Source organism: Acaryochloris sp. 'Moss Beach' (assembly GCF_021497025.1).
In the GTDB taxonomy this organism is placed as follows: domain Bacteria; phylum Cyanobacteriota; class Cyanobacteriia; order Thermosynechococcales; family Thermosynechococcaceae; genus Acaryochloris; species Acaryochloris marina_A.
This window is the reverse complement of the sequence record NZ_CP071724.1, coordinates 71,249-93,257: the sequence shown is the minus strand read 5'-3', so window position 1 is coordinate 93,257 and position 22,009 is coordinate 71,249. Positions and strand designations below refer to the sequence as shown.

General features: G+C 45.9%; 19 protein-coding genes and 7 pseudogenes. 9 read left to right on the top strand and 17 right to left on the bottom strand.

Going from position 1 to position 22,009, the window contains the following annotated elements:
- Window positions 1-110 precede the first annotated feature (110 nt).
- Window positions 111-1,043: a transposase family protein gene (locus HRE53_RS33605; RefSeq protein WP_396133410.1), complete on the top strand. Its 933-nt coding sequence runs from the start codon at window positions 111-113 to the stop codon at window positions 1,041-1,043.
- Window positions 1,044-1,110: 67 nt separating this feature from the next.
- Here the strand turns inward: HRE53_RS33605 and HRE53_RS33600 are convergent, their stop codons facing one another.
- Both HRE53_RS33600 and HRE53_RS33595 read right to left on the bottom strand, forming a co-directional pair.
- Window positions 1,111-1,263: a hypothetical protein gene (locus HRE53_RS33600; protein WP_235112917.1), complete on the bottom strand. Its 153-nt coding sequence runs from the start codon at window positions 1,261-1,263 to the stop codon at window positions 1,111-1,113.
- 410 nt (window positions 1,264-1,673) lie between these two features.
- Window positions 1,674-1,946 (bottom strand): annotated as a pseudogene (locus HRE53_RS33595) (IS4 family transposase); the annotation flags it as partial.
- A gap of 69 nt (window positions 1,947-2,015) precedes the next feature.
- On the opposite strand from HRE53_RS33595, the pseudogene HRE53_RS33590 reads away from it, so the two are divergent.
- The 4 genes and pseudogenes from HRE53_RS33590 to HRE53_RS33575 form a co-directional block, all read left to right on the top strand.
- Window positions 2,016-3,255, top strand: a pseudogene (locus tag HRE53_RS33590) (IS256 family transposase).
- A 120-nt stretch (window positions 3,256-3,375) separates the two neighbouring features.
- Window positions 3,376-3,960 carry a hypothetical protein gene (locus HRE53_RS33585; protein WP_235112916.1) on the top strand — a complete coding sequence of 195 codons (585 nt, stop codon included), beginning with the start codon at window positions 3,376-3,378 and terminating at the stop codon, window positions 3,958-3,960.
- A gap of 53 nt (window positions 3,961-4,013) precedes the next feature.
- Window positions 4,014-4,385, top strand: a pseudogene (locus HRE53_RS33580) (IS4 family transposase); the annotation flags it as partial.
- A 25-nt stretch (window positions 4,386-4,410) separates the two neighbouring features.
- A pseudogene (locus HRE53_RS33575) lies at window positions 4,411-4,593 on the top strand (hypothetical protein); the annotation flags it as partial.
- A 35-nt stretch (window positions 4,594-4,628) separates the two neighbouring features.
- Here the strand turns inward: HRE53_RS33575 and HRE53_RS33570 are convergent.
- Both HRE53_RS33570 and HRE53_RS33565 read right to left on the bottom strand, forming a co-directional pair.
- Window positions 4,629-4,901 (bottom strand): RNA-binding protein, encoded by a 273-nt coding sequence (locus tag HRE53_RS33570; protein WP_235112914.1) that lies wholly within the window; start codon window positions 4,899-4,901, stop codon window positions 4,629-4,631.
- 457 nt (window positions 4,902-5,358) lie between these two features.
- Window positions 5,359-7,086, bottom strand: coding sequence for a reverse transcriptase domain-containing protein (locus tag HRE53_RS33565; RefSeq protein ID WP_235112913.1), 1,728 nt, complete (start codon window positions 7,084-7,086; stop codon window positions 5,359-5,361).
- A gap of 839 nt (window positions 7,087-7,925) precedes the next feature.
- Between HRE53_RS33565 and HRE53_RS35090 the strand changes: the two genes are divergently transcribed.
- A complete protein-coding gene (locus HRE53_RS35090; protein ID WP_315876989.1) occupies window positions 7,926-8,159 on the top strand; it encodes a double-stranded RNA binding motif domain-containing protein in 234 nt (77 codons plus the stop codon).
- A 74-nt stretch (window positions 8,160-8,233) separates the two neighbouring features.
- Window positions 8,234-8,866, top strand: coding sequence for a hypothetical protein (locus tag HRE53_RS33555; protein ID WP_235112912.1), 633 nt, complete (start codon window positions 8,234-8,236; stop codon window positions 8,864-8,866).
- Between the two features lie 44 nt (window positions 8,867-8,910).
- On the opposite strand, the pseudogene HRE53_RS33550 reads toward HRE53_RS33555, so the two are convergent.
- From HRE53_RS33550 to HRE53_RS33495, 12 genes and pseudogenes are all read right to left on the bottom strand, one after another.
- Window positions 8,911-10,150 (bottom strand): annotated as a pseudogene (locus HRE53_RS33550) (IS256 family transposase).
- Between the two features lie 36 nt (window positions 10,151-10,186).
- Window positions 10,187-10,474, bottom strand: coding sequence for a hypothetical protein (locus HRE53_RS33545; protein ID WP_235112987.1), 288 nt, complete (start codon window positions 10,472-10,474; stop codon window positions 10,187-10,189).
- A 17-nt stretch (window positions 10,475-10,491) separates the two neighbouring features.
- On the bottom strand, window positions 10,492-11,373 hold the full coding sequence (locus HRE53_RS33540) for a hypothetical protein (RefSeq protein WP_235112911.1): 882 nt from the start codon (window positions 11,371-11,373) through the stop codon (window positions 10,492-10,494).
- A gap of 52 nt (window positions 11,374-11,425) precedes the next feature.
- Window positions 11,426-11,698, bottom strand: coding sequence for a hypothetical protein (locus tag HRE53_RS33535; RefSeq protein ID WP_235112908.1), 273 nt, complete (start codon window positions 11,696-11,698; stop codon window positions 11,426-11,428).
- Window positions 11,699-11,963: 265 nt separating this feature from the next.
- Complete coding sequence (locus HRE53_RS33530) at window positions 11,964-12,950, bottom strand: WD40 repeat domain-containing protein (RefSeq protein WP_396133536.1); 987 nt, start codon at window positions 12,948-12,950, stop codon at window positions 11,964-11,966.
- 16 nt (window positions 12,951-12,966) lie between these two features.
- Window positions 12,967-13,251: a WD40 repeat domain-containing protein gene (locus HRE53_RS33525; protein ID WP_235112906.1), complete on the bottom strand. Its 285-nt coding sequence runs from the start codon at window positions 13,249-13,251 to the stop codon at window positions 12,967-12,969.
- A 4-nt stretch (window positions 13,252-13,255) separates the two neighbouring features.
- Window positions 13,256-13,870 carry a WD40 repeat domain-containing protein gene (locus HRE53_RS33520; protein WP_235112905.1) on the bottom strand — a complete coding sequence of 205 codons (615 nt, stop codon included), beginning with the start codon at window positions 13,868-13,870 and terminating at the stop codon, window positions 13,256-13,258.
- Window positions 13,842-14,363: a hypothetical protein gene (locus HRE53_RS33515; RefSeq protein ID WP_235112904.1), complete on the bottom strand. Its 522-nt coding sequence runs from the start codon at window positions 14,361-14,363 to the stop codon at window positions 13,842-13,844. Before HRE53_RS33515 ends, HRE53_RS33520 begins: the two co-directional genes overlap by 29 nt.
- A gap of 52 nt (window positions 14,364-14,415) precedes the next feature.
- Entirely contained in the window at window positions 14,416-14,952 is a 537-nt protein-coding gene (locus HRE53_RS33510; protein WP_235112903.1) for a hypothetical protein, read from the bottom strand.
- 43 nt (window positions 14,953-14,995) lie between these two features.
- On the bottom strand, window positions 14,996-15,355 hold the full coding sequence (locus tag HRE53_RS33505) for a hypothetical protein (protein WP_235112902.1): 360 nt from the start codon (window positions 15,353-15,355) through the stop codon (window positions 14,996-14,998).
- 598 nt (window positions 15,356-15,953) lie between these two features.
- Entirely contained in the window at window positions 15,954-17,186 is a 1,233-nt protein-coding gene (locus HRE53_RS33500; protein WP_235108141.1) for an ISL3 family transposase, read from the bottom strand.
- Window positions 17,071-17,475, bottom strand: coding sequence for a transposase family protein (locus tag HRE53_RS33495; protein ID WP_235107816.1), 405 nt, complete (start codon window positions 17,473-17,475; stop codon window positions 17,071-17,073). Before HRE53_RS33495 ends, HRE53_RS33500 begins: the two co-directional genes overlap by 116 nt.
- Window positions 17,476-17,862: 387 nt before the next feature.
- Between HRE53_RS33495 and HRE53_RS35500 the strand changes: the two genes are divergently transcribed.
- On the top strand, window positions 17,863-18,543 hold the full coding sequence (locus HRE53_RS35500; protein ID WP_396133476.1) for a hypothetical protein: 681 nt from the start codon (window positions 17,863-17,865) through the stop codon (window positions 18,541-18,543).
- Window positions 18,544-19,389: 846 nt separating this feature from the next.
- Window positions 19,390-20,137 (top strand): annotated as a pseudogene (istB, locus tag HRE53_RS33485) (IS21-like element helper ATPase IstB).
- A gap of 216 nt (window positions 20,138-20,353) precedes the next feature.
- Here istB and tnpC read toward each other — a convergent pair.
- A pseudogene (gene tnpC / locus HRE53_RS33480) lies at window positions 20,354-21,818 on the bottom strand (IS66 family transposase).
- Between the last annotated feature and the right edge of the window lie 191 nt (window positions 21,819-22,009).

The following is a 22,009-nucleotide window of genomic DNA, read 5'->3' as shown; positions in this document are numbered from 1 at the left end:
CTTCTAATAGACTGAGATACAAGCGCTAATGGCAGCAAAAGCATACAGTAAACCTTATCGGAATTAAGCATTTAGAATTGAGTACCGTCATTCAGTGCTGAAGTATAAGTATGAAAATGAGCTTTGAAGAGCTTCAGGATAAACCTCGGGTTTTACAAAGCTTGACTAGCATCAATGTTCACGAGTTTGCAGCGCTCATGGTCAGCTTTAAGGCAGCCTGGGAAGCGTTTGTTCAAGAAACGTTTCAGCGCGAAGGACGCAAACGAGCTTACGGGGGTGGCAGGACAGCTCACCTGAGAAGCCTTGAAGATAAGCTGCTATTCATTTTGGTGTATTTTCGTCTATATCCAACCCAAGAAGTCCAAGGATTTCTATTTGGGATGAGTCAAGCTCAAGCAAATGAATGGATCCATCGACTCAGTGGTGTGCTCAATCAAGCATTAGGCCATGAGAAGCAACTGCCAGAGAGAGAACCAGCGAACCTAAAAGCAGTACTCGACGTTTGCCCGAGCTTAGAGTTCATGATTGATGGGACAGAACACCCAATTAATCGACCGAAGGATAAGAAGGACTGCAAGACCTATTACAGTGGCAAGAAAAAAGCCCATACGGTCAAAAACAATATCATCAGCGAACGGGGAGGCAAGGTGTTGTTTTTGAGTGACACCTATGAAGGCAAAAAGCATGATAAGAAGATTGCTGATGAGGAAGGGTATCAGTTCCCAGAAGGGAGTCAGCTTTGGCAAGATACTGGGTTCCAAGGATTTGCCCCAGTGGGGGTGAGCATCAAGCAACCAAAGAAGAAACCTCAAAAAGCAGAATTGACCGATCCACAGAAAGAGGAAAATCGACAAGTTTCAAAGGTCCGAGTTGAGGTAGAGCATCAAATTGGGGGGATTAAACGCTGTCAGATAGTGGTTCAGAAATTTAGAAATTGGGTTGACCATTATGTTGATGACGTGATGGAAACGGCTTGTGGGCTTCATAATTTCCGGTTGACTCACCGTCGTGGGAAAACTACCGGGCAATTTGGAACTGCTTAATCACAAACGTCACAGTAAAAAGCACTTCTGCGAGGTGTCCACGTTATTTCCGATAAGGTCTAGAGAATTACTGGGCTGAATCCCAGATATCCTCGCCAACCGTCTTGAGTTCTCTCCAGTTGATGGCATCGCTGATTCTCTGGGGTAAGTCGATGCCTCGCGACATCAGCAGTCCTGTGATTGCTACGCCGACGAAAAACCAAAATGTGTTTCTGAGCATGAGTTAGTTCTCCAGGTTCATTAATAAATTCCTCCTGTGTTTGATTGAAAATCTGTTGAATGGCTTTGCCGATCCTTCCACCTAGTCGTGAAGCGTCAACTCGTCTTATGGCAGGTTCTCTATTTGCTTCAGGTGCAGGCAGATCGAGGGAAAGCTGATCACCCTCACTAAATGGCTCAATAGTGTGGAAAGTGGATTCGGGGATAGTTGTCTTAACTGGCTTGGGCCTCAATACAGTCCGGATAGCTTCTAAGCCGTGTTGGGTATAGCAAAAGCTAATCTCTCTAAATTGCTTCCACTGCCCCTATGTGCTGGTTTCCTTGAGGGGAACTTCGACCTTGGTTTTTTGACGACCCTGGGGTTACTTCTTCCCTGTCGAGGCGGGATGGTCTGGTCTAGGATCTCATGAGCTAACCAACTGAGAAAAAAGGGAGTTCTTTAGGTGGTGTGGCTTGAAAAGTAGGAACTGCTCTGCGTAGAACTTTGAGGGTTCCAGTGAAGCCTATATTCAAAGGAGAAATCTCACCGTGTTCCGCCGCTTGGAACATCAAGCAACGGACAGCCCAATGTGCCAATAACCACCCATATACTTCTTGAACCACTTCCCGAGGATTCTTGGAGCGAATAGGGGTTTTACGACCATTGAGGTGCGTTTTGAATTCATCGAGTGTATTTTCTACTTCCCCCTTTGGGAGACTGATCAGAGTTTTGTGTAAGCGGTCTAGAATCCAAACACACCAGGAGACCGCATCATGTCTAGAAAGAAACAAGTACCCAATCGAGTTGATGAGCTATTGGATGAACTCATTGGAGAGAATCCACAGCCAGAGGATATTCTGGGCGAATCAGGACTGCTCAAACAACTCAGCAAACGCCTAGTGGAACGAGCCTTGGCAGGTGAATTGACTCATCACCTGCATCAATCCTCCGTCGATGAGCGTTCTCATGGCCCTAGAAACAGTCGCAATGGTTACTCGAAAAAGACCGTCCAGACTGAACAAGGAGAGATGGACCTATCGATTCCTCGCGACCGTTGCAGTGAGTTTGAGCCTGTCCTCGTGCCCAAAGGCCAGCGACGTATCGCGGGACTCGACGAGAAAATCATCGCCTTATATGCTCGTGGCATGACCACTCGTGATATTCGGTTCTCAATTGGTGGAGCTGTATGGGGCCAATATCTCTGAGGGTCTGATTAGTGACGTCACCAATAGTGTCATGGAGGAGGTTAAAGACTGGCGCTCAAGACCATTGGATGAGGTGTATCCGATTGTCTATCTCGATGCCCTGTATGTGAACATCAAAGTCAATGGCCAAGTCAGCAAGCGAGCCGTCTATGTCGCGCTAGCGGTAACTGTGGAGGGAAACAAAGAGCTGTTGGGATTATGGATAGGGGCTGCCGAGCGGGAGGGAGCAAAATTCTGGCTTTCAGTGCTCACAGACCTTAAAAACCGAGGCGCTCAGGATATCTTGATTGCTTGCTGTGATGGTCTCAAAGGCTTTCCCCAGGCGATTGAATCGGTCTATCCCGATACTCAAGTTCAAGTTTGTATCGTTCATCTCATTCGCAATAGTTTGCGCCATGTGCCTTGGAAGGAAAGTCGAGCCGTAGCTGCAGACCTCAAGCCCATTTATCAAGCGGCCACTTTGGAGGAATCTGAGGCTGCCTTGGATGCGTTTGCCAACAAATGGGACCAGACGTATCCTGGCATCAGCCAAATCTGGATACGGCATTGGGATAATATTGCTCCGTTGTTTAAGTACCCAATGGCCATCCGAAAGGTTATCTACACCACTAATGCCATTGAGTCGCTCAATCGCTCACTGCGAAAGGTGATTAAGACCAAAGCTGTCTTCCCGAATGAAGAGTCTGTCTACAAATTGATGTTTCTGGCGATGAGGAATATCTCGAAGAGATGGACCAGACCGATTTTGAATTGGAAGGCGGCGCTGTCCCATTTTGCTATTCTGTTCCCAACACGATTCAACTATTGAATACGTTACGGCTTACACAAAAATCTAAACACTCTCCACTGTCCCATTTTGCTATTCTGTTTCCAACACGATTCAACTATTGAATACGTTACGGCTTACACAAAAATCTAAACACTCTCCGTGCTTTGGTTCAACCAATGGACTCGCATTGACGCAGTGGCTCAACAACTTCGTAGCACCTCTGGCCAGTCGTTTCGGCACTACCGCATTCATCAACGCAATGGCGAAGTGAAGGAGATTTGGGCCTTTAGCAAAGTCGTACGCCTCAAAAAAATCGGACGCAAACGGATTGTCATTGTTCATGAAACGGAGGATTTGAATGATACCCCTCGCTTTTTAGTGACTGACGCGCTGCACTGGGATGTCTCGCGCATTGCCATCACCTGGAGCTATCGCTGGCCCTGTGAAGTTTTTCATGAGTTTACCAAAGGCATCTGTGGCCTGGAATCGGCTCAGCTACGCAACGAGGATGCGGTCAAACGCCACATCGCTTTAAGTTGTCTGGCGCAGTCGTTGCTCCAGGATGCGCCTGTCGCTGGGGGAACATCTGAAAAATTTAGCTTTGCAAGTAAAACGCCAAGCATTGGCCAGAAGCTCTACGGATTGACTCGTGAGGTTTTGCATCCGCTCGTACAGTTTTGTCAATCACTCTTTGAACAAGGCCAATCTGTCGAGCAAGTTGTGGAGGTAATAATGCCAGCCTAGACCTAATTATCCCTCTATAAAAATAAAGAAGTTTGCCAAGTCGTGTGGACATTTATTCTTGTCGCTGGGGAATTGAAAAACTTTTCAAGGATTGTAAGACAGGAGGTTATAACTTAGAAGATACGAAAGTGAATGACACCCGATTTCTGGCCTTAGTTTTGTTGATTGCCATGGCTTATACCTTGGCTACGCTGCATGGGCAATGGATGAAAAAATTAGGAGTGGATATTTACGCGATTAAAGAGCACCAAGATAAGACTCAACGGCAGAGTGAATTTAGTCTTGGATTATATGGGCAACGATGGATTTATGGCATGGAATTGTGGGCTGATTGGGTGCAAAGTCTGATAGCGCTTAAACCCCATAAACGCCTCTATTTTCAGAGAGGGTTCTCTGCTCTATCCCTTATAAAACAGGCTTTGTAGCTTCGTTGTCATCCGCTAAGGTCACGAATGCACTGTTGTGTTTGAGGAGAACTTTGAGATTATTCAGGTGATTGAGCTGCGGCCAACGGAGACGATGGAGCGGATTGAGGAGATGATCGGGGTGTGGTTGGAGAGAGAGCGGGTGGCGAGGGTTTGGGGGGTGAGGAGATTCCTAATTATGCAGTCCCATAGCTCAAATAATAAATGAGCTATGAGATCAGCTTCCATTAATTCAAATTAGCTCTACCAGCGGTTACCACCACCACCTCTATTTTCACGGGGCTTTGCCTTATTCACTTTGAGAGTACGTCCCATCCATTCAGCACCGTCAAGTTCGTCAATAGCTTTGGCTTCTTCAGCTTCATCACCCATTTCGACAAAACCAAATCCACGCTTACGCCCTGTTTCACGGTCAGTGGGAAGCTGGGCACTTTTTACGGTTCCATATTCAGCAAAAGTGGTATTTAGGTCTTGCTCTGTAACGTCATAAGAGAGGTTACCGACGTAAATCGACATAAATTAATATCCAAAATTAGTAAAGTTTAGAGATTTGGATATCGGTATATTGGCTTGAAAATTGAATTGGAATAAACCTTGCAATCTTGAAAACAAATGTGAAACCGATACTTGTGTCTCACTGCTGATGCTAACTGATCCCCAATTATCCTGACTGCCAGGAGTTACACCTTTACAATATCTCTATTATGTGGGTTGGAAAATATAGACTGTCAATCTTGTACACCCTTTCAAAGACCCAGGAAATTTTTCAGTCCTCATTTCTTGTCACGAACATTATTCCTTCTTATGCCTTTCCCCCAAGCAAACCGCAAATCTGACGATCCACCTAACCCCCCGATCAGTTAGGGTCGAGTGACAGGTCACCCTGTCACCCTCCCATTCAGAACGGTGCATGAGACTTTCGAACTCACACCGCTCCTCAACAATACGGCTGTTGTCATCAGTACCATTTGCCCTATATTTTGATGACGCTTTCGATTGACTCTAATTCAGTTTCCTGTACCAAAGCCTTACGGTTAGCGTTATCACGGGCGGTTTTTACATCGTGGCAATGGCGATGAAGCGGTTGCAGATTGTCGAATCTATCTGTCCCACCATCCAATTTCGGAATTTTGTGGTCAACCTCAACTAAATCGCCTTCCATAAACAGTAGTCCACATGCTGGGCATTTCCCTTTGTACCTTTTAAGTAGTAAGGCTACTTGGTTAGGTAATTCAGGGTGTTTGCCTCTTCTTGTACTCCAGTACAGTACATCCCCATCAAAGAAGCTCCTGTTCCCCTTTACTTTTATATGGCGCACGATTGGGATAGAAGAATGAGAGATTAATTTCATTCCTTTCTGCGTTGAGAAAGTAAGCCTATCCTCAATGTAATGCCAGTATTTGAGCAGGGTTTTGGGATTAAATTTTCCGGTTCTGTACCTTGCCCATGCTCTTAGTTGTGAAAACAGAACTTTGTCACAACTTGCGAAGGTTTGTTTACTGCATACCCGTGAGTAGTAGTTACACCATCCCCTAACTATCGGGTTGAGCTTGTTAATCAGTGCCGCTTGGGACGCTGTTTTATAAGCATCGATGGTATCTCTAAGTTTCTGAATATGCAGGGCTACCTTCTTTTTGCTGGGCTTGATGATTGTTTTGAAACCTAGTTTTTTACCGTGTGGGCTTTTACCAGATTGGTGTTTCCCAACCGGATACTGACGGATATTGAAGCCGAGAAAATCGAATCCAACCTTTCCTTCATACGGAATAAGTGTATGGGAAATACAGGTTTTGCTAGGTTTCAATTCTAGAGACATCTCCTTTAACCAGGCTTCCACTACTGATTTACACCGTAAAATGACATCTAGCGATTTATGGAGAATGACGAAGTCATCGGCATAAAAACAGACACATAATTCCTGTTGTGCCGTCTTACTCGGATGTATGCATTCTCTAATCGCTGTTTCCAATCCATAAAGGGCTACTAAAGCTAATAATGGGGAAATCGTCCCCCCTTGGGGTACCCCTTCATTGGTTGGAAAGAGTTGGCCATCTAGTACCACTCCCGACTTCAACCAGGCTTTAATTTGCCTGTTTAAGCTGGGAAAGGTGTTCAGCTTAGTCAATAGCTTTTTCTGGTTTATCCTGTCGAAACATTTCGAAATATCAGCGTCCAAAACATATTTTTCTTTGGACTTGATACCGTTGAAAATTATCTCGATTGCATCATGAGCACCCCGTCCAGTTCTAAAGCCGTGGGTGTTGGTTTCAAAAACCGCTTCCCATTCGGCTTCAAGTGCTAGTTTCACTAGCATTTGCCTTGCCCTTTCCATCATGCAAGGGATTCCTAACGGTCTTTCCTCCGTCGTTCCGGGTTTTGGGATCATCACCCGTCGCGTCGGTTTAGATTTTCCGGTTAGGTACAGGTTATTCACGAGGTCAAGCCGTTCTTCCGGTGTCAGGGATTTTACCCCATCCACTCCTGCTGTTTTCTTGCCTTGATTATCCTGTGTGACCCGCCTGACTGCTAGAAGCTTGGCAGACCTGGACTTCATCAATAGTTTCTGGAGTCTGTGAACCTGCTTAGTATCACCACGATGTTTGGCTTTGAAGATTCTGGTTTGGAGTCGATAGACATTCTTCTGGACTTGTTTCCAGTTGATGTCTGTCCATTCATCACTACCCATAATTGAGTGTGTCATCGTCTTTACTCTGACTAAAGGCTCTTCATTCCGTACTATCGGGTCTACGTCTGCGTATCCTGGGCATTACCCCAGGCATTGGCTTCTTAGACCATCCCTCCTGCCAGTCCATTCGGTTTAGTACCTGCTCTAGATATTCGACCTTCTAGAGTGAAAAACTGGTCAGGTTACTTCGTTCCTGATGTTCTTTGTTTGTGTGTTTAGAGTTGTACTTTCCACCGGATTTCGTTATGGGTATAAAACCTTCTTTCCAAGCATGAGAAGGTTCGAGAAATCAGTAACTTTTGTTTCCAGTGTTGTGATTGTCAAGCATTGCTGGATAATCATTTCAGCCTTTTCACTGGTTGAGGATCACGATGGTTCAGTCATACATTCAGGCTCATTGAGCTTTACTCATGCACACGTGCTAGCCGGGTTTCCAGATTAGGCTTCCAGATACCGACATTTATCCCCGCTTCATCCCATTGGCACTAAACCGTTGAGATGGGGGTTATGCTTTCACACCTTATACCGGGTGGGTAGGACTAGCTTCTGTTTCTTAGATTCATAGGCATCACCTACAAGTACATCAAGTTATCATCTGAGAGAGATTAAAGTGCGAACTCAACCCAGAAGGGGTTATCTCTCAGAAGCCCTACCTTATTAGCTTTTTAGCCTTTCGTGTAGGAACGAATCGCACTCTCGGATTCCTCGCTTACCTTTACCCCAATGAAGATCCAGAAGACGCCCTGATCAAACTCCTCGATAGCGCCAGAAGCCGAGCCATTCGCAGAGCGGAACAGCAGGTAAGAGTCCTACATCTAGACCAGGAAATAGCTGAAGACCAGGAGGAAGACCCAGTGGAACCCGTGAACTTGTCTAGTGATGTGGTAGAGAATCCGATTGGGGAGCTACAGGAGTTGTGCCAGCGGCAGCAAATATCATTGCCCAGGTATGAGTTTTCCGAGATACCGGAAGGTTTTGCTTGTGCTGTCCAAACGATGGGCCTACAAGGGAATGGCGAAGGGCCATCAAAGAAAGACGCGAAGACAGAGGCTGCGGGGAGGTTGCTTGAGTTAGTCAATCCAAATTAAGCTTTCCCCAGAAATCCCCCCAGAGTATATCCCTGAAGGCTACACTGGCTTTGCCTTAGTAGAGGATATCTGCAATGCCACCCCAACTCATCTCACTGAAGCCCAAACCACCAGCCCAAACCACGCTGACACCCTCGACAAACCCTGAATACCCAGACAAGGCATCATTCCCAACCATCGACCGGAAAGATGATCTACCAGTGAATCGCAAGGTTGCTCCACAGCTTGAGGACGATGATCGCAACACTGAACCCACTCCCAAATACGACCGCAGTGAACCCACCGATACTCGGAGAACGCAGCGAGGGTATTCAGCTCGGCAAACACCAGGAAGGGTCCGACCCCCCAGAGTATCCAGAGAATTTGAGTCCAAATTCCATGCACTGGAGAAGCGTCAAAGGAACTTGGTTCAGCAGACCAAGCAAAAGGGCCAGCTAGAGTATCTGACCGTTTCCCAAAGCAGTTCAGGGAAATATTGGATCACCGTCGAGGGCAGCGGTCTACCATTCATCAGGATTTCGTTTGAAACACCTGAGTTCTGCTTTGAGTGTGCCTTAGAATTAGAGGACACGTTCGATGTTTTGCAAGTAATTGGGTTGCGGCCAGGGGAGACTATTGAGCGGATTGAGGAGATGATCGGGATGTGGGGGGCGCTTTCGGCAGTCGTGGGAGACCTGAATTTACCTCGTTGGGACATGGGGGAATAAGGTATCAGAGAGTGTTTAGATTTTTTGTGTAAGCCGTAACGTATTCAATAGTTGAATCGTGTTGGGAACAGAATAGCAAAATGGGACAGCGCCGCCTTCCAATTCAAAATCGGTCTGGTCCATCTCTTCGAGATATTCCTCATCGCCAGAAACATCAATTTGTAGACAGACTCTTCATTCGGGAAGACAGCTTTGGTCTTAATCACCTTTCGCAGTGAGCGATTGAGCGACTCAATGGCATTAGTGGTGTAGATAACCTTTCGGATGGCCATTGGGTACTTAAACAACGGAGCAATATTATCCCAATGCCGTATCCAGATTTGGCTGATGCCAGGATACGTCTGGTCCCATTTGTTGGCAAACGCATCCAAGGCAGCCTCAGATTCCTCCAAAGTGGCCGCTTGATAAATGGGCTTGAGGTCTGCAGCTACGGCTCGACTTTCCTTCCAAGGCACATGGCGCAAACTATTGCGAATGAGATGAACGATACAAACTTGAACTTGAGTATCGGGATAGACCGATTCAATCGCCTGGGGAAAGCCTTTGAGACCATCACAGCAAGCAATCAAGATATCCTGAGCGCCTCGGTTTTTAAGGTCTGTGAGCACTGAAAGCCAGAATTTTGCTCCCTCCCGCTCGGCAGCCCCTATCCATAATCCCAACAGCTCTTTGTTTCCCTCCACAGTTACCGCTAGCGCGACATAGACGGCTCGCTTGCTGACTTGGCCATTGACTTTGATGTTCACATACAGGGCATCGAGATAGACAATCGGATACACCTCATCCAATGGTCTTGAGCGCCAGTCTTTAACCTCCTCCATGACACTATTGGTGACGTCACTAATCAGACCCTCAGAGATATTGGCCCCATACAGCTCCACCAATTGAGACTCGAATATCACGAGTGGTCATGCCACGAGCATATAAGGCGATGATTTTCTCGTCGAGTCCCGCGATACGTCGCTGGCCTTTGGGCACGAGGACAGGCTCAAACTCACTGCAACGGTCGCGAGGAATCGATAGGTCCATCTCTCCTTGTTCAGTCTGGACGGTCTTTTTCGAGTAACCATTGCGACTGTTTCTAGGGCCATGAGAACGCTCATCGACGGAGGATTGATGCAGGTGATGAGTCAATTCACCTGCCAAGGCTCGTTCCACTAGGCGTTTGCTGAGTTGTTTGAGCAGTCCTGATTCGCCCAGAATATCCTCTGGCTGTGGATTCTCTCCAATGAGTTCATCCAATAGCTCATCAACTCGATTGGGTACTTGTTTCTTTCTAGACATGATGCGGTCTCCTGGTGTGTTTGGATTCTAGACCGCTTACACAAAACTCTGATCAGTCTCGGTATCAAAGTGTTGATTCACCCAATCCAATCTCAGGTGAAGGAGATGATTGAATCCATCCTCACTCCATCGCATCCCCACTCCCTTAAAGCGCTGTTGAATCAGCCACTTGCAAGCACTCTCAATCATGCCACTGCCAAGTGGACATTGGTCCTTCTCAAAATCCGGCACTGTTTTGTTAAGGAGTGATAGGGATATCAAACCTAAATCTAGAAAGACTTCTAGAAGTTTTCGCTTAAAATAGCTAGAACACTCTACTGGCAAGGGGTTTCGCGGGTTTATCACTCCTTAAGAGAGCAGTGCCCAAAATCCTGATAGCGGATATGTCGATGATGGGTTTGGAAATAAGTGTGCACCTGGATAAGTGTCTCTAAATCTTTGCCCTGCGGAATATCTGTAGTGACCAGGGCAGTCAAGGATTTAAGTACAGCGTGATGTTGCCCATGTCTGAGTAGAGACCGCCAGTTCTTGAACCAATTTTTAGCCTCAGGGGACCGACAATCGAATAAGGCTGCAGTCGCTCGCCACAGATGTCCAGCGGCATGATAGAAATCGAGAATACCCATCGCACAATGGGCAAAGCACTGACGGTAGACCCGCCAGAATCCCCGTCCGCCATCACTCAACCAAATGACTTGGGGAGCAGTGTCAATGGATTGTCGTTGAGCCTCCATCTGCATGAGAGGAATAAAGGTATCAATATCCCCCAAAACAGCTACTAATCGACGATGACATAATCGAGTCACTTGTTTTCCAGACCGGGTTAGATGCTGTCCTAAGCGAGCAAATAGACCGACCTTCACTTCCCGCCATCGAGTTTTACCTTTAGCGGTTTTAGGCTTCGGTCGAAAAGGCACCATCACCCCATCAGCAGCAATAGCAAGACGGAGCATGGCGGTCATCTCCTCCAAGGTGTCTGGTGACAGACATACTCCTCGGAGGAACTGCTCTAGTTGTTGTTTTAATCGGGATTGAGACTGTTGTCCATAATGCGCAACCCAAGACCACAAGGTACTCGCACTCACCGCTATTCCGGTACATTGATGCAGCATCCAACTCGATAGTTCATAGGGCATGACAATACTCATCAAGCATCCCAAACGTATCAGTTCTTCACTACTCGATTGATAAGGAGCAATACCCAACGCTTGATCTAAGGGCACACTGAGACTCACCTTACAGGTTTGATTGGGGGCAACGCCCGACTCTTCGCTTTCAGGCGATCTGACCCACCAGCGTCTTCATCTGGCGAGACCGAAATCCTTTGGAGCGAATATGTCGTCCACAGACTGAACAATCTGGCCAAATCGTGGGAAATTGCGCACGAGTATTGAGTGCTTTCTCTAAGGTCAGGCGGGCAAACAGGAGTCCTAATTGCAGAGCAATGAGAACCATCGCAGACAGATTACTGGCTTGGTGCAATTGCTGGCAGTAGGATGACCAGTCTGCATGTTCTGGATATAGAGCCTCTAATTGGGGTAAAGTCATGGTGCTTTTTTGAATGGGGTCGGGATCATTATCTCGTCCCTTTTTCTTGAAGAGTACCCCTCCTACATCCTTCAAAAGCGCCCGGGATGTGGTTGGACCGGGAACGGGTGAGTAGGGTTTGGGGGTGATGGATTGTTATGGAACCTGCTTTTATTCCTGGGTTAAAAGTCACCCCCAGTGACCAATTTAATGTCGTGCTCAGCGTAGATTTCTGACATACCACCTGCGCATTTGATTGAGTTCGGTATTGGAAAAAACTGGAAAATTAATGTGAAATAGCTCCTAAAGTTATCAAAATAGATTGTTGTGAATTAGTTAAGCCAGAAACTCCTGTAATATCCATACCCTCGTATGGACGAGGGGTATTCAATGTAGTTAAGTGATTTCCACTTTGAACTTCCCATACTTTTATTGAGCCGTCCATACTGCCACTGGCTAATATCTTATGATCAGGATGAAAAGCTAAAGCTGTTACGTAATCGTTCTGTGCCTTAATTGTTCTTATGTAAGTACCAGTATCATAACGCCATAGTCTGATTGAGCCATCACTACTACCACTCGCAAGCAGTTGTGTATCTTTACTCATCACAACATCCCAAATCCAACCTTGATGTCCTGATAGCTGATGTAAACAATGACCTGTATTGATATCCCAAATTCGAACAATAGTATCTTCTCCGCCTGTAACAATGGACTTACCATCTGGACTGAATTTCACTACTCGAATTTTGCGAGTATGTCCAAGTAAGGTTGTCTTTAGTTGACCACTCTGAACATCCCAAATTTTTATAGTGTGATCATCACTACCACTTGCTAAGAGTTGACCATCAGGACTGAAATCAAGCGACCAAATCCAGTAGGGAGTATGATCACCTATCTTTCGAATGAATTGACCGGTTGCTACTTCCCATAATCTGATCTCTGAAGATTGACCAGCAGTAGCTATGATACGCCCGTCAGGACTAAAGGCCATCCCCCAAATACCACCTACTAGGGTACCTGGTGAATTAAAGATCTTTGTGCAAGTTACTGTATGGTCCCCTGAATAGCTCCAAAGTCGAATAGTTTGGTCATCACCACTGCTAGCTAAATACTGTCCTTGGGCGTTGAAAGCCACCGTCCAGACCCAAGCACTGTGCCCAGATAAATTCTGAATACAGATTCCAGTGTGAGTATCCCATAGTCGAACCTGATGATCTAAACCACCACTGGCTAAGAGCTGACCATCAGGGCTAAAATCAAGCGACCAGATCCAAGCAGTATGCCCACTAAGCGTTCTGCGACATTGGCCTGTTTTTTACATCCCAAAATTTTACTACTTGGCCGATATCCCCACTAGCAATCGTTTTTTGATCAGGACTTAGGGTCATCGAACGAATACCACTTTGATGTCCCTGACAAGTTTGAATACAAGTACCAGTGGCAACATCCCAGATTTTGATAGTTGGCTTGCAATGAGCCTGTGTAATACCTGCTCCACTGACCAACAGTTTGCCATCAGAGCTAAGAATTAGAGATTTAATGGGATTTTGATGTCCTTCTAAAATATTCAAGCAATTATTTTTTCTTTATATTCCAGATTTTGATAGTCGAATCCCAGCCTCCTGTTATTAGAATATTGCCATCCAAGCTATATGCTATGTGCCAAGTACCACTTTGCTGAGCCTCTAGAACGTTTAAGCACTTTTCTGAAGAAATATCCCAAAAACGCACTGTGTCATCGACACTACCACTGGCTAAAATAGGCAGATGAGGGTGAAAAGCGACACATACCACCCATCCTTGATGACCCGTGAATACTCGCAGACACTCTCCTGTCTCAGCATCCCAAAGCCTGATAGAGCAATCATCACTTGCAGTTGCAATCAGATGATCGTCTGGGCTAAAGGTGACGTGCCAGACCCAATCTGTATGACCTTTTAAAGTCCGCAAGCAGACTAATTTTGACTCCGAAATTTCCCAAAGTAAAACATTGGCATCCATTGCACTGCTAACTAGTCTAGTGCTATTGGAATTGAAGCCTATTGAAGTTACGAACCATTGATGAGCTTGATCAGAGACAGCAAGGGTTTGGCTATCAATAACACTCATTAGTCTCAATTTTCCGTGAGAATCACCGACGGCAAGAATATTGTTATTGTTACTAAAAGCAACCGCATGGATACCCCCCAAACGCTTTAGTAAAAATTGAGTTGCTGAGATCTGCGTAGGCTAAATGAAGTTGATGAAGTACCTGACCTTGCAGATCTGCTTGCCACACCATCATGTTTGAAAAATCATAACCACTGAGATCAATATTCAAATAACAAAGAAGATTTAGGATATTTCCGGCCAGATAACCTGGCCTGCGGGAACAACGTTCCTGCCAATCAGAGATTATTAACTTGAATTGTTGTTCGATTTGTCTAATACCATGTAAATCTTCATGTAACCTATCCACAATGGGTTTCAGCAGAAGAAAAGACTGACTATCTTTTATGTAGTCAGGAGACTGTGCTTTCAGTAAATAATAACGATTAAGATATTCAACTTTGCCCGTGACGATTTCATGACGTATCCCCTTAACCAAACGAGCATTTATATATTCCAATAGGACTGGGTGTAGGGTGAAATGTTGTTGATTGCCAACTGACTCCAGAGGTAGTTTATGGCGTAGTGAATTCAAACTTTCCTGGACAGCATCTTTTGAGGTAGGAGAGACTAGATCTTGACGTAAATCAAAAATAGTTAATGGCTCTCGGTTTATGGCTAGAAAATAAACAAGTTCTTTTTTCTAATTCTGTGAGTCGCTGAAAATGCCAATCTAGTAGCTCTTTAATCTCATAAAATAGCGGCTGCTGAAAGCCCAAAAATTTAGATATATCTCCATCGAAAACGTTATGAATATGATGTGCGGCTAATTCAAGTGCGAGTGGATTTCCGTTGTAGTAGTGGATCAAGTTATTCCAAGTCTTTTCTGGACCCTGGAAATTTGCAATTTGATGAAAGACAGCCTTGCCTTCATTAGTGTTAAGACCACCTAGCCGATAAAAACGAACAGGTTTATTTTGACCTTCTAACCGTTCTAAATGTTTGGGGGTTTCTCGACTTGTCAATAATAAACAACTTTGATGGGGGACCTCCCCTACACTTTCCAATAATTTACTGTAGCCCTCGTAGCCCTCCTGGTAGCCTTCAACTTCATCTCCTGTTTTTAGGATTGTTTCCCAGTTGTCAAGGATCAATAAACAACGCTTATTCTGAAAATAGTGCAAAAGTCTAGAAATTTGCTGTTCTTCAGTTGAAGGAATATCAATATCATCGTGAAGGGAAAAAAAACAGTAGACAGTCTTTAAGAACTTGTGAAAGGGGTGGAGAATTGAGTAATCGCCGCCAAATAACATGTTCAAATTGTTGCTGTATTCCTTGAGCTAGTTTGAGAGAAAGGTCTGTTTTTCCAATCCCCCCTTTTCCAAACTTAATTGGAAGTTGGGGAATATTGCTATCTCCCTGACCCAGTTTTAATGAAAGCTGAGTTTTACCTATGCCAGCCATTCCAAGAATGGCAACGACTTGACAACGATCAGTAATAATCCACTGTTCTAAAGTTTTAAGTTCTTGGGTCCGACCAAAGAAAACGGGCAAGCTGGGGGGCATCGCCCCAATCTTGGTGTCCAACAGAATGATTCTTCCAATGTCGGATCAAGGCTGCCTGAAAGTTGTTTTTGGTCAGCTTTATATCTAAAACTGAGGACAGTAGCTTCCAGAGCTTTGATCCTGCATTCTTGATGTATTGCAGTTCATAGCCTGATATTTCACTATATTTCTTATTTTCTAGAGATTCCTTGAGAATATGAGTTTGTATATCAGTTAAGTACCCCCCTGTATGTCGAAATACAAGCTCATTGACATAATCAATTATTGATTCTGGGGGGTAGAGGCTCCATAAAATAATGAGTTAAGGGCTGCCCGATCATAAGGCATAAATTACTAAGAGCACACTATTTCAGTGCTCAGAAACTGGTATTAGTGCTCATTTTACTAGGCTAGGCCATACAATTTGGGGTTCTTCCCAGCTTTTGGTGATTCGGTTTAAACCCTTACTCAGAAAGAGATTTGCTTCTTTCTCATGAAGCCATAATTAGTCGCTTGGCGAGTAGTGTTAATCCTGCCCTGCCAAACATCTGACGCTTAAGCATTTTTTAGTTTGTTGTTGAGTCCCTCCACCGGACCATTACTGACCTCCATCATCATGCTGGCTTTGACTGCAGCATAGTCATCCATGAGACCCGCAGCAAACTTTTTTCAACGGTTGAATTGGACAGGTCAATGCCTTCATCAACCAACAATCAAAAGCATCGGCCTGTCGTTGTCTGAGCAACTCAAGGAACGTATGAGCTAAATCAACAAGGGTTGCTAAGTCCGGGTGTTGTTTGACCAGGTATTCCAACAACTCTTTATTTTCGGGTTCTCGATTCTCTTCTTTGAGCACAATTAGATAGGCTGCTTGACGAGGTGTAAAAGGAGGAGCTTGAGGATCAATGACAGTGGGTAAGGACTTTGTCACTGGAGCACGATATGAAGGAAGGCTCTGAGCTTCGCGGAACCCACGAAGGTAACGCTGGAGAGTGCGTTGGGAGCCTTCATAGCCATTCTGTCGGAGCAATACCATCAAGACTTTGGAGTTCGTTATTCCAGAATTCCACCAAGCCACAACCTCCTGTTTGTAGGGGTCGAGTAGGCTCCTACCCAAGGTCGGACGTCGGTTATAAGTTTCTGGAAAATCAGGTCGGGTACCATATTTGCGAACAGTACATTCACTCACTCCGACTTTGTCTGCAATAGCTGCAGTCGACCATTGTTGTTCGCGGAGAGCTTTAATTTCTTGCTGCTGTTGTACCCGAATTTGATGGTTTGCCTGTGCCCGTTCTTGAAAGGTTGCAGTGGCAGTCGATTGAGGAATTACAACAACCGTTGCAGTATGCCCTAGATTTGAGCTAGTGACTGGGTATTGCTCCCGTGAAGCGGCTTTAAGCTCAGCATGGTAGTTTTCCAATGAAAGCTCAAGCGCTTCACTCAAATTTTTGACTAGATGAAAGCGATCTGCAACTTGTCTGGCGTCTGGCGCAGCCTTATCCATGGCACTTTTGTAGGTCTTGGAACGGTCACGGGATAATACTTCTATACCTGGATGCTCTCGTAGCCAATCGACCAATGTGTCTGCTTTGCGATCTGCTAGCAGGGCAATAGGTTGATGAGTCTCTAAGTTGACTAAAATTGTGCCGTAATTATGGCCTTTTCGGAACGCAAAGTCGTCTACCCCTAACACTTTTGGAACCTCGAACTCAGGGAGGGGAAGGCGCTCTAAGTGGTTGAGTAGTGTACTGCCACAGCTAAAATAGCCCAGACACTTGCCTAGACGAGAACCAGCAGCACCGCCTAAGGCTAACCCAATCTCCTGGAGATGCTGAACCTGGCGTACGGTTTTCCTGGCCCAAGGTGCCGCCACCTCTGGAATGCGTTCGGTAAAAAATACGACGGCGACACTCTGAATTCGGACAAAAGAATTTGCAGACTAGCACGAGCAAGCTTAAGCTGAAGTGCAAGCAGGGTAAGTCGGCAAGGGTTCGTTGATATCGACTGTGCACTCGATGAGCCACGCTACCGCACAAGGGGCATGGAGCCACCGTTTGGGTGGACATAACACTCAATTCCAAATGCTGGTGTTCTACATCCATTTCATAGTCGTTCAATTGGAGCCCGTTGGGGCTAGGTAATAAAGCTTGGAGTAATTCCATGGCCAGAATATTGCAAAGACTCTAGCTTCAATGGTTTCACAGATTTTTCATCGCATCACCAAAAGCTGGGAAGAGCCCAATTTGGATGTCTTTTTCTACTACTAATAAAAGTCATTTAAATCTGAAGATTGGTGTTATGAATTTAGTAAAGAAGCAGCGTTACTGCCCAGGCTGAAGCATTGGTACCTCATGATAGGCGACAATTGCATAGACCGAATACATGACCGCCTGACAATTACGTAGACCTCTCTAGAAATCAGGATCTCATTCTCAAAACACAAGAGATCTCAAATCAGTTCAGAGAGCATCTATACCTTTTCACTTTTTTATAACTCCATACAGGAAAGACACTAGGGTTTGTACACCTAAGACGATTAGGGACCTCTAGTGCCAGCTCCTATTAAACCTCAACAGGTACAGCTTTATATGAAAACAAAACAATCCGGCTCTTCCCAAGACACTGCAGCTGCCAAAGCAGGGATCTCAACCCGCACTGCCCGTCGTATTGATAGTGGCACCCATCGTCCCCAACGAGGCCGCCCTCATGACTGGAAAACCCGTGAAGATCCGCTGGATGGATTATGGGAATTAGAACTTGAGCCGATGTTAGAGCGTGAGCCTCGATTAGAAGCGACTACTCTATTTGAGACCTTACAAGAGGACCATCCTGGGCAATATGATGACAAGATCAGAACCGTGCAACGCCGAACCGCTAAATGGAAGGCAGCTCATGGCAAGCCCAAAGAAGTGATGTTCAAAATTCAACATCATCCTGGAGAGATGGGACAGTCAGACTTCACCCAGCTCAAAGGTTTCAGTGTGACGGTTCAGGGTGAAACCTTTCACCATATCTTGTATCACTATCGACTGAGTTATAGCGGCTGGCAGTACGTGCAGGTGATTCAAGGCGGAGAGAGTTTTATCGGCTTATCTCAAGGACTACAAAATGCCTTATCTGCCTGTGGTGGTGTTCCTAAGACCCACCGTACCGATAGTCTGAGTGCCGCCTATCGCAATACCGGCGGTCGTAACCCCCCAGCTGACTCAGTTGTATTCCACTCTGTGTGACCATTACCGGATGGAGCCGACCCGCAACAATCTGGGCGTCTCTCATGAGAATGGCGGCATCGAGAGGCTCCCATGGCTATTTCAAGCGGCGATTATGCCAGGCCCTGTATCGTCGAGGCAGCTTTGACTTCGAATCCGTAGCTGAGTATCAACAGTTCATCGAGCAAGTCATCGCTAAGCTGAATGCCAAGTGTCAAAAGAAGTTTGCACTGGAGCTCCCCACATTACAACCTTTGCCCAAATATCGCACCCCTGATTATGAAATCCGCAGCGCTAAAGTCAGCTGCAACAGCACGATTGCCGTCCGCTGTGTCCTGTACACAGTCCCCTCTCGCTTAATTGGTCATCGGTTGAAACTGCACCTATACCATGACCGCCTTGTCGGTTTCTTAGGCACCACTCCCGTAGTGGAATTGGCGCGGGTCCATGTCCATGGCTCTGGGAAGAAGAGACGGGCTCGTAGTATCGATTACAAGCATGTGGCAGAAAGTCTCAGGAGAAAGCCCCATGCGTTTCTCTACTGCCAATGGCAAGCAGACTTACTGCCCAATCTTCAATGGCATCAGCTATGGGAATCCCTCAAAGCTGACTTTGAGCGGGACCAGGCTGCCCGTTTGATGACAGAAGCCCTCTACATTGCTGCAACTCAGGATCAAGAATCCCAGGTAGCTGACTATCTACAAACCCAACTGGAACAGTCCACCCTGACCTTGAGTAGATTAAAACAAGCCTTTGAGTTCAAGCTCTCGACTGAGCAATATCCTGACATCATTTCACAACAGCACGCTCTCTCCGACTATGACCAACTCCTCCAATGCAGCACCGGACAATCCATACGACAATTTGATGATGACGCTCAAGCAGCTCCGGTTAAGACATTTCCTCGACGAGTGGCAGAGCATCGAGCATCAAGCGACTCAGGAGAATTGGTCCTACGCCCAGTTTCTATTGGCTTTAGCCCAAGGGGAAGCCAGCCGTCGAGAACAGAATCGGATCTCCCGCGCGCTAACCGAAGCGCAGCTGCCCTACGGCAAGTCCTGGACCAATTTTGAGTTTGACCATATTCCCAGTCTCAATCCAGCAGCCATCATGGAGTTTTCCCAAACAACTCACTGGCTAGAGTCGGGCAGTAATATTTTGATATTTGGGCCAAGCGGAACAGGGAAAACACATGTCAGCTCTGCATTAGGGACTTCTATTGTTGAGTTGGGGGAAACGGGTGAAGTTTGTCACGGCCACAGCGTTGGTGCAACAGCTGGAACTGGCAAAACTCCAACTGGAATTGCAGAGCCTGTTGTCTAAGCTCGACCGGTACGATCTGCTCATCATTGATGACCTCGGCTATATTCAAAAGTCTGATGTTGAAACCTCGGTCCTATTCGAACTGATTGCTCATCGCTATGAGCGAAAGAGCCTACTCATCACGGCTAATCAGCCTTTCAGCCAATGGGATAAGATCTTCCCCAACTCGATGATGACAGTGGCTGCTATTGATCGCTTAATTCACCATGCCACCATTTTCGAGATGCAGGCTGAGAGTTTTCGAAAACAAGCAGCTGCTAAAAAACGCGGCCAATTCTCCAAAGACTTCTAGCTAATCCCAAGCGAGAATAAACCTCCTTTACCCCACCATCAATAGAGATGCTTACTCGAAAGCATCTCTATTGATGGTGGTTTTATTGATAATTGTCATTTGCTCTCTGTCGCGATGGTCTCCGACCGGCCTTCGGCCATCACCGAGGCAGAAGATCATCGATCTCAAGTACAAGTGACAAAGCTTCAAATCAAATCTCTAATAGCAGGAGGAAAATCAAAATACTTTCGGACTATGTAATTGACATTCGACAACCTCAGGAGTTCCAACAAAAATACTTCTAAGTGAATCAAGTACAGGGATATCTTGCTTTCTCAAAGTCGAAATATAACCGCGAATACGGCAGAACTGCTGGGCACCCGCCAACGAGCGGAAGCAACCTGAGATCTTCTGCTTCAATTTCATCATGCGAATATCCCGTTCAGCCTGATTGTTATCAAAGGGAACCTGGAAATCATACATAAAGGCCAGGACAGCAGATTGGTACTTCTCAAATCGGTCGAGAAGGTTTTTCGGTGTACTTTGTTTTTTCTTGCCTCGTTTCTTAGGTGCGTTTTCATCAACTGGCAGGCTTGGATTACTCTTGAATCCATCGGCTAATACTTTTCGGTAACGCTGCTCAAACATCTCGATTTGTTCTGTGCTGAGAGCTTTTAAGCCTTCAGCATGAGCACTCTCTACCTGAGTTTTGATGTCCACCAACAACGTCATCATCTCTTCAGCCCAAGGTTGCTGATAGTGCTCAACGATAAAGCGTAACTCCCGCAAATGATGAGCATTGCAGAGACCATGAGCACAATCATAGGTGGCGTAACTCTGCCAACCATCATGAATGCTGGTGCCCGTAAAGTTCGGCAGAATATCCATTTCGTCCATCGCTGCTTTTCCGCGTTTGGCATGAACAAAGTAGTAGGTCAACCCACTCGTACAGGCGACATGTAGCCACCATAGCTTGCTGTTCACCCGCAGGCCTGTCTCGTCAAAATGCCCTATTGCTGCTTGCTCAATACCGTCTTTGATCTGTACCTCAATCGGTTCTAATTTCTGAGCACAGGTTGTACGGGCATTGCAGAGGGTTCCTTCAGAAACCTGGCAGCCAAAAACTTCTTTCAACAGCTCACTCGTTCGTTCAAACGGCAACAGTTGAGCGTCCATCAAGTACACCATCAAGCCTTTAAGGCTGCTGCCATACTGAACTACATTGGTGACATCTGCAGGGAATACACCCCGACTCAAGGTTTGACAGTGCTCACAATATTTGACTTCTGCTTGATGCTCAATCACCTGTAATGACAAAGGGGGTAATTCATGAACCTGCCTAAGGTCATAGTTGTGGGCTGCTACTTCGGTTAAAGAGGCACCACATTCTTGACACTGAGTCACCGGATGTAACACCACGGCATCGATGGTATCACGCCATTCCAATGTGCGACCAGGATGACCTTTTTTGCCCGCCACTTTTGCGTTTACTCTTACCCCGTAGACTTTTTGTCCGCTTCCCAAAGCCATCGCCTGAGGGTGGTTTACTACTGTTACGACTATCCTTGTCAAGACGTTCTTCTAGTCGCTCTATCCGCTCGATAAGACGGGTGACTAGCTCAACAACCGCATCCTCACCTTGATGGTAGATTGCTCGAATATCAGATTCACTAATTGTCTGATCAGAGACTTTCTTGTTCAACGGAAGATCATGGATTGACTGCTGTTGTGCTTAAAACATAGCGCCAGAGAGAGTGATAACTTCATTCTCAACACAATGATTTAAGCCTGGGCAGTAACGAAGCAGCTTTAAAAATTTTATAAATAAAAACCTTACCTAATGTGACTTTTTGAATAGGTAATGGGTTCTGCAAATGCTTATGATTGTGTGGA

What these genes read in the sequence shown, in the direction of transcription:
- HRE53_RS33605 (WP_396133410.1), top strand. Translation starts at nt 111, where the DNA reads ATGAAAATGAGCTTTGAAGAGCTTCAGGATAAACCTCGGGTTTTACAA.
- HRE53_RS33600 (WP_235112917.1), bottom strand. Translation starts at nt 1,263, where the DNA reads ATGCTCAGAAACACATTTTGGTTTTTCGTCGGCGTAGCAATCACAGGA.
- HRE53_RS33570 (WP_235112914.1), bottom strand. Translation starts at nt 4,901, where the DNA reads ATGTCGATTTACGTCGGTAACCTCTCTTATGACGTTACAGAGCAAGAC.
- HRE53_RS33565 (WP_235112913.1), bottom strand. Translation starts at nt 7,086, where the DNA reads ATGACACACTCAATTATGGGTAGTGATGAATGGACAGACATCAACTGG.
- HRE53_RS33555 (WP_235112912.1), top strand. Translation starts at nt 8,234, where the DNA reads ATGCCACCCCAACTCATCTCACTGAAGCCCAAACCACCAGCCCAAACC.
- HRE53_RS33535 (WP_235112908.1), bottom strand. Translation starts at nt 11,698, where the DNA reads ATGACTTTACCCCAATTAGAGGCTCTATATCCAGAACATGCAGACTGG.
- HRE53_RS33495 (WP_235107816.1), bottom strand. Translation starts at nt 17,475, where the DNA reads ATGGAATTACTCCAAGCTTTATTACCTAGCCCCAACGGGCTCCAATTG.